This window comes from Agathobaculum faecis (assembly GCF_014287995.1).
GTDB classification, from domain to species: domain Bacteria; phylum Bacillota; class Clostridia; order Oscillospirales; family Butyricicoccaceae; genus Agathobaculum; species Agathobaculum ammoniilyticum.
This window is the reverse complement of record NZ_JACOPL010000074.1, coordinates 1-716: the sequence shown is the minus strand read 5'-3', so window position 1 is coordinate 716 and position 716 is coordinate 1. Positions and strand designations below refer to the sequence as shown.

Genomic DNA, 716 nt, shown 5'->3' with positions numbered 1-716 from the left:
TGCCGCGCCATTTCAAATACTGTCATAGCTCCACCCCCGTCATAGCCGCGATAAAGTCCACGTCCGCGCGGAGCTGTTCTGCCTGCGTCGGTTCCGGCTCCGGTTCAGGAGGCCGTGCGGTCGGCGTAATATCCACCAGCGCGCCGTCCTCAATGATCAGCTCGCAGTATGGGCAGTAAGCGCGGGCGCGGGGCTCCAGGCTGACCGGAACCGGAATCCACCCGTCCGGCGCTTGTCCATAATGGAGGGTGCGCATCTGTCTGGTTTCCGTGTTGATAATTAGCATTGGCGTTACCTCCATGCGATATAGCGGTAAACAGAACCACTGGCATTCATCTGTCCTGATGCGGAATTACCATAAAACAAAATTTGTGATTCATTAACTGACACATTCACTGCTCCACCATTAGGCAAAGAATACGAAAGATTCACGCCATTAAGCAAGACAAAAACTGCTCCGGTTGCACTATTGGCAGATTCGGCTCCAATAATTAAACATTCCGGCCGAAATCCCACATCAATCACCGTAGGATTATCCGCGCCATAAGTACCGTCGCCTGTATACTCTCCCGTAACATACCCTCTCGCCCACGGGTCTTTGATTTCCAGCCACCCATCCAGCGGGCTATACGCCGTTATGCCCTCTGAATCGATCGTCTGTCCTGCGGTTATGCCCTCACATGCGCAGTACCCGCCAAAGCCGAGTTTGATGGTGT

Annotated in this window: 1 protein-coding gene and 1 pseudogene; both read right to left on the bottom strand. The window is 53.6% G+C overall.

The window, feature by feature from the left end; all coding sequences use genetic code 11:
• Positions 1 to 22 precede the first annotated feature (22 nt).
• Positions 23 to 286: a hypothetical protein gene (locus H8S45_RS15905; protein WP_054328592.1), complete on the bottom strand. Its 264-nt coding sequence runs from the start codon at positions 284 to 286 to the stop codon at positions 23 to 25.
• 5 nt (positions 287 to 291) lie between these two features.
• Positions 292 to 716, bottom strand: a pseudogene (locus tag H8S45_RS15900) (hypothetical protein); the annotation flags it as partial.